This window comes from Paenibacillus zanthoxyli JH29 (assembly GCF_000520715.1).
In the GTDB taxonomy this organism is placed as follows: domain Bacteria; phylum Bacillota; class Bacilli; order Paenibacillales; family Paenibacillaceae; genus Paenibacillus_AQ; species Paenibacillus_AQ zanthoxyli.
The window spans coordinates 1-6,393 of the sequence record NZ_ASSD01000381.1 but is presented as its reverse complement, the minus strand read 5'-3'; the positions used below and the strand labels follow the sequence as shown (position 1 = coordinate 6,393).

5 protein-coding genes are annotated in these 6,393 nt (G+C 54.9%); all 5 read right to left on the bottom strand.

The genetic code is table 11. From position 1 onward, the window contains the following. On the bottom strand, positions 1–259 hold a 259-nt coding region (locus L691_RS28910), incomplete at its 3' end, for a hypothetical protein (protein ID WP_036737058.1). 14 nt (positions 260–273) lie between these two features. Then, the gene (locus L691_RS0114040) at positions 274–1,512 is read right to left on the bottom strand and encodes an ABC transporter permease (RefSeq protein WP_025691129.1); all 1,239 of its coding nucleotides are present in this window, start codon (positions 1,510–1,512) and stop codon (positions 274–276) included. After that, positions 1,509–2,225 (bottom strand): ABC transporter ATP-binding protein, encoded by a 717-nt coding sequence (locus L691_RS0114035; RefSeq protein ID WP_025691128.1) that lies wholly within the window; start codon positions 2,223–2,225, stop codon positions 1,509–1,511. The genes L691_RS0114040 and L691_RS0114035 overlap by 4 nt, the downstream gene beginning before the upstream one ends. Positions 2,226–2,237: 12 nt before the next feature. Further along, on the bottom strand, positions 2,238–3,959 hold the full coding sequence (locus L691_RS0114030) for an alkaline phosphatase (RefSeq protein WP_025691127.1): 1,722 nt from the start codon (positions 3,957–3,959) through the stop codon (positions 2,238–2,240). Positions 3,960–4,234: 275 nt separating this feature from the next. Beyond that, positions 4,235–6,259, bottom strand: coding sequence for an NAD-dependent DNA ligase LigA (ligA, locus tag L691_RS0114025; RefSeq protein ID WP_025691126.1), 2,025 nt, complete (start codon positions 6,257–6,259; stop codon positions 4,235–4,237). Between the last annotated feature and the right edge of the window lie 134 nt (positions 6,260–6,393).

The window sequence follows — 6,393 nt, the reverse complement described above, 5'->3', positions numbered from 1 at the left end:
CAGTAGCGGCACCCGGAGAGGATGCGGCGCCCGGTGAAGCCTCCGGCGAAGCGGAATTTTTTAAGGCAGCGGCGGAATCTCCCGCTACCTTCCTATCCTCATTCACCTGGGAATGATCTTGTTCTTCAGCAGATACCGAGGTGTTCTGAACCGACGAAAACGAAGACGCCGACGTCTCTTGCCCATCCTTGCCGCATGCGGACAGCAATAAGGCAAGGCACACAGCCGCGGCGGTCAGAAACTTTTGTCTTGTCTTCATAAGCAGCCTACCTCCTAAGATTTAAACAAAGCGAGCGGGTGAAGCCGGTACATCCGGAAGGCGGGAATCAGCGAGGCGAGCAGTCCGATCGCAATCGTTCCCGTAGCAATCCAGGCGTGATCGGCGTTCCACAAATAAGGGTCTATTCGGACTCCCGCTTTGGCAAAAAGTACTTCTCTAAAGAGCAATGCGGCCAAATGTCCCGCAAGAAAGCCTGAGGCCAGTCCCGTCAGCGTCAGGATCATGCCTTCACTAATAAGCGTCATCCATACATAGCTCTTCGGCTTGCCCAGCAGCCGCAGCAGACCGGCATCTTTGGTACGCTCTCCGGCGGCGGCGATCAAGGACAGCAGAATCGTAATCGCGGCAAGAAGCACGCACAGTCCGGCCAATATTTCGACAAGACGCGAACCTTGGTCGATTGCGTTCACCACATCGGACACGGCCTTGCTTGTATAGGCTGCCTGAACCCCGCCATTGCCATCAAGCGTTTGCTTCAGATTATGCGCGCCAAGCAGAGTTGACGGCTTGACCAGAACGGCCGTAATCTCCCGGTCTTCCCCTTGAAGCTCATGAACCGCCCAAGCATAGTCAACGGTAGTGAACACCGCCCGGTCATCCGGCGTGTTCAGCGTAGGCAAGATACCGGTCACCGTATATAAAAAGCCTTCATGGGAATGTTCTTCCGCTTCTCCCTCTTCTTCACCGGCGTGGCTCTCGGCCTCCTCTTCGGCGGAATGATGTTCTCCTTCCTCCACCAGCCCATGAGCTCCGGTGAACGTATCGCCTACATGCAGACCGAGCGTTTGGGCAACATGCGATCCGACAACCGCTTCGCCCGTCTTGGCATACAGCGCGCCGGCCTTCAGCGAACGGTCACCGTACCGTGTCAGAAAATACTCCGGATCGATGCCGACTACCGGAAATCCGTTGTAGTTATCTCCGGTCGTCATAGCATACGCCTTGTCCACACCCGAATCGCTTCGCGCCTGGTCTAGTACGCTTGCCGGAATGTTCCCGGTAGGTGCGCCGATATGATAGAACGTATTCAGTACTAACTGTGTTTCGCTGCCCTGTGCGCCAATGACGAGATCGAACGGACCGTACCCTTTTTCCGCCCCCTGCTCGACGCTGTCCCGGAAAAGCGAAAACAGGACGATAAAAGCGACGGTCGCCCCGATCGCGCAGACAGTAAGAAAAGAGAGAAAAAGCCGATGGCGGATATTGCGCAGCGACAATGAAAAAAGATTCATCCGTTGCTTACCTCCTGTGCGCCGCCCCTTCCGGCTTGATGCTCCGAATGCTTCCGAACACGGTTCAGCTCCCGTATATCCAGACATTTCGGAAAGCGCTCCGCCATGTTCAGGTCATGCGTTACGACAATCAGAGTCTGCTGCCCGGAAGAGCTCAGATCGAGCAAAAGCCGCGAAATTTCATCAGCGGTCTCCCAGTCCAGACTGCCGGTGGGCTCATCCGCAAGGACGAGCGGGGGATTGTTCACAAGCGCGCGGACAATCGCCACCCGCTGCTGCTGACCCCGGGATAGCTGGGAAGGCATATGCTTCGCCCGGTCCGGCAGGCCTACCCTCTCCAGCCACTCGGAGATGAGCGTCTTCCTCCGCTTCGCTGGCATGCTGGCATTAATTGCGATTTCGATATTTTGACTGGCGGTAAGAGATGGAATCAGATGGAAATCCTGCAGCACATAACCGATGCTCATGGCCCGAAGTCGATCCCGCTGGGCCTCCGTCATGGTGTGCAGCGGCTTCCCCTTCAGGCGAATCTCACCCTTGTCAGGCACCGCAATTCCGCTGATTAAATGGAGCAACGTGCTTTTACCGGACCCGCTGGGTCCGGTAATCGCCACCTTTTCACCTTTTTCCACCTGCCAAGCGGGAATATCCAGGATCGGCAGACTGCGTCCGTCGATCCGGAAGCTTTTGCTCAGGCCGGAAATTTGCAGCATGCTTACTCCCCCTTAACGCAGGACAATCCGTTCGGAGAGCGAATCCCATTTCAGATTTTTGCCGGTTAACTGGCTGAAAGCGGACAGCGGAAGGTATACGGTTCCGTTATCGTTATCTACCGTGAAAGCTGCTGCCTTGCCGTTCAGCGTAGCTGTCAAAGCCGACATGTTGATATTCAGCGTATTTTTGCCAAAAGCGGCCTTCGAGACGGATGATCCGCTGCTGTAGCTTCCTCCAAGGGCTTTGATCAGCGAGGCGACAGGATACAGCACTTCATTCTCGCGGTTGATTTTAAATTTCGGATAAACATATTTCGATTGAAGCTCGGTGGTTCTCTTATCCAGATTGACCCCTACAATGGCAGCCGAAGCTCTGGCGATCTGGGTATTATCTATTTGGCCTTTCACTTTACCTGCGATTGGACCATATGCCCATATCCCGACATCAACGGCGGAATGCCCGTGTCCGGACCAGCCGACCAGCAGTCTTTTGGAAATAACGGCATTGTAGGCGCCCTCTTGCTTGTAGGAGGAACCGTCGCCTGCCAAAATCGCTTGCACCTCTTCGTCGGTCAAATCGTTAATTCCGGTATTCTCCGCTACAATACTGCGAATTTCCTCAGGAGTCTTGGCCTCGGCAAGCTTGCTGGCAATGGATTCCGAAGAATGCTTCTGCTTATCCCACAGGTCGATATTCAGCTCATAGATATTGTCGCGCGACAGGGACAAACCGCCCGTTTCATGGTCCGCAGTCACGACTACGGATGTATTGCCGTCTTTCTTGGCGAACTCGATCGCGGTCTTAAAGGCGGCATCGAAATCAAGCGTCTCCTGCACCAGCGTCGGAAAATCATTGGCATGTCCGGCATGGTCGATCCGGCCGCCTTCGATCATCATGACAAAACCGTCCTTATCCTTGGACAAAATCTTCAACGCGGACGACGTCATTGCCGCCAGGCTTGGAATTTCGGCTGTACGGTCCGGGGTATAGGCGACATGGGAGCTGCCGAACAGACCCAGCGCTTTAGTCGTGGAAGCCGGAAGAGCCTTCAGTGCGCTCGTGTTCTCGACAATGGTGTACCCTTTAGCTTTGAAGTCGGGCAGAATATTTTTATCCGTCCGCTTGCCTTTCTCATCCTTCGTCACAAAAAATTGCTTGCCCCCGCCGAACAGCACATCCACGCCGCTATCCAGATACTGGGAGGCAATGGCCGATTCGTTATCGCGGTTGCGGACATGCGACGCATATACGGCAGGCGTTGCATGGGTAATCCGCGCGGTGGTTACGAGACCCGTTGCTTTGCCGCTGCTAACCGCCGCTTCAATAACGGAGGCGAAAGGCTTGGACGCATCTTCATTGGATACGCTGATGCCCGCATTGTATGTCTTATGGCCTGTGGCAAAAGCCGTTCCCGCGGAAGCGGAGTCCGTTACGACACCCGACACCACTTTGCCGCCGTCTTCGCCGCGATCCGCATAGGTTGTGGCCTGTCCCACATAATATGGGTCGAGATTAAGATGCTTGATTCCTTTTTTGTACTGCTCGTAGTATCGCGTCGCCGAGATTTGCGCGGGTCCCATGCCGTCGCCAATCAGGACGATGAGATTTTTCGATGGGGCTTTTGCAGCCTTTTGTGTCTTGGAAGCACTTTGCGCAGCGTAAGCGAAACTTCCTGCGGAAAGGATCAGGCAGGCCAAGCCGCCGATTGCCACTTTTTTCAGACCTTTGTTCATTTTTTATCTATACCCTCCCAGTAGTGAGTAATCAACTATAGTGTAGGGGGAGAGTATTTGCTCCATGTAAAAGTATAGGCCGACTTGGATTAATTTTTATGAAACATTAAAGATTTAAAGGCTAATGGATTTAAGAGGGAATAATAGCAAGGAGAGTAAAACAGAGGAGAATTTAAAAAAGCTGCTTGAGAGCAGCCCTGACATTGTTGTAACGCTATTCTACGAGTGCAGGAAAGGTTAAATTCAACCTAAAGAATTCAATTCAGAATGCAAGGTCAGGACGGCGCTCCGCCCTCCAGCAGCCGGATCAATTCTTGCTCATCCTCGATGACCGGGATACCGAGCTGCTGCGCTTTGGCCAGCTTGCTGCCGGCTTTCTCTCCGGCAATGACGAGATCGGTCTTCTTCGAGACGCTGCCGGTGACTTTCGCGCCAAGCGCTTCCAGCCTCTCCGCCGCTTCCTCGCGGGTCAGCTGCTGCAGCGATCCGGTAAGCACCACCGTCTTGCCGCTGAAGAAGGAATCGCTTGCGACCGGAGCCGGCGCTTCCGGCGCCTTGGCCTGAACGCCCAAATCAAGCAGGCGGCGGATGCCGTTAACGACGAACGGATCGGCAAAAAAAGAAACGATGCTCTCTGCCACAATGCCGCCGATATCGGGCAGCGCCGAGAGTTCCTCCGCACTCGCCGTCATAACGGCGTTCAGATCGCGGAAATGGTCGGCCAGCATCTTGGTCGTCGCCTTGCCGGTATTCGGGATGCCCAGCGCATACAGGAAGGAAGCGAGGTCCCGTCCCTTGCTCTCTTCGAGCGCCTGAAGAAGATTGCTTGCCTTCTTCTCGCCGAACCGTTCCAAATTCACCAATTGCTCCAGCGTCAGCTCATAGAGGTCGGCGGGCTCGCGGACGTTAAGCTCCTCGTACAGCTGCCCCGCCGTCTTTTCGCTGAAGGTCTCGATATCCATCGCGTCCCTGGAGGAATAATGGGTGATCCGCGCAACGATCTGCGGCTTGCAGTTCAGCTTATTATTGCAGAACAGATGCGCTCCCCGCATTTCCAGTTGTGAACCGCAGGACGGGCATTGCTCGGGATAAATGATCTCCCCGCCGTCTTGCACTTCAGTCACTTTCCCCAGAATTTCCGGTATGACGTCGTTGGAACGGCGGATGAAGACACGCGTTCCAAGCGCATGCTTCAGATTCTTCCGCTCAATGTCGCCGATATTGTTAAGCGTGCAGTTCTGCACGGTAACGCCGGCCAGTTCTACCGGCTCGACCCGCGCCAGCGGCGTCACTTTGCCGGTCCGGCCCACATTCCAGATGACCGATTCCAGTATGGTGGTCGTCTCCTCCGCCTCGAACTTGTAGGCAACCGCCCAGCGGGGGAACTTGTCCGTATAACCGAGCACTTCGCGAATACGGAAATCAGTAATTTTGATGACGACTCCGTCGATCAGGTAATCCAGCTTCGAGCGGCCCTCCTCAATTTCAGCCAACTGCTCCGACACTTCGTCGAAGTTGTCAAAGTAAGTCAGGTAAGGATTGACCTTGAAACGGTTGTCGCGCAAGAACTGCATCATTTCCTGATGGTCATGGAACTCGACGCCTTCCGAATAGCCAACATTGTAGAAAAAAGCATTCAATCTCCGCTCCGCTGTCAGCTTCGGGTTCAGGTTGCGCAGCGCTCCAGCCGCCCCGTTGCGCGCATTCTTGAGCGGCTCCGCCGCCGTCTTGTTGTATTCGGCGAGCACCGACAAGTTCATGATGCCCTCGCCCTGCACCTCAATGACGCCCTCCTTGAAGGGAATCTTCAGCGGAACGGATTTGATCGTCTTCACCTGCGCCAGAATGCCTTCGCCTGTAACGCCGTTGCCTCGTGTGGATGCCTGAACCAGCCTCCCATTACGGTAAGTCAGGTTCAGCGTCAGACCGTCAAATTTCAGCTCTACGGCATAGCGTGGCTCCGGAAGGGGCTGCTCGGGATTCTTGCTGTTATAGTCGTTCACCAGCCTAAGCACTCGGGCATTCCAGTTGCGGAGCTGTTCAATGTTCTGCGCTTTGTCAAGGCTCCAGAGGGGAGCTAAGTGCCGGTGCGGGACAAAGCCCTTCAGCAGCTCGCCGCCGACGCGCTGGGTCGGCGAATCGGGCAGGACGATCCCGCTCTCCGCTTCCAGGGCGACGAGCTTGTCGTACAGGGCGTCGTACTCCTTGTCGCTGATGAGCGGCGCATCGAGCGTATAGTAATGATAGTTATATTTATTCAGCTCCGCCACAAGCTCTTTCATCGTATGCATTGCGTCCATGCTTGAGAGATCCCTCCGCCATACCAGATAGTTTCCTTATTCTTCAGCCTGATCAAAATACCGCTTCTTTAATCGCCGGGCGGCGGCTCGCATGCTCTATAACGGAGCCGCACTCATCCACAGCCGAACGCTCA

What these genes read in the sequence shown, in the direction of transcription:
- ligA (WP_025691126.1), bottom strand. Translation starts at nt 6,259, where the DNA reads ATGGACGCAATGCATACGATGAAAGAGCTTGTGGCGGAGCTGAATAAA.
- L691_RS0114035 (WP_025691128.1), bottom strand. Translation starts at nt 2,225, where the DNA reads ATGCTGCAAATTTCCGGCCTGAGCAAAAGCTTCCGGATCGACGGACGC.
- L691_RS0114030 (WP_025691127.1), bottom strand. Translation starts at nt 3,959, where the DNA reads ATGAACAAAGGTCTGAAAAAAGTGGCAATCGGCGGCTTGGCCTGCCTG.
- L691_RS0114040 (WP_025691129.1), bottom strand. Translation starts at nt 1,512, where the DNA reads ATGAATCTTTTTTCATTGTCGCTGCGCAATATCCGCCATCGGCTTTTT.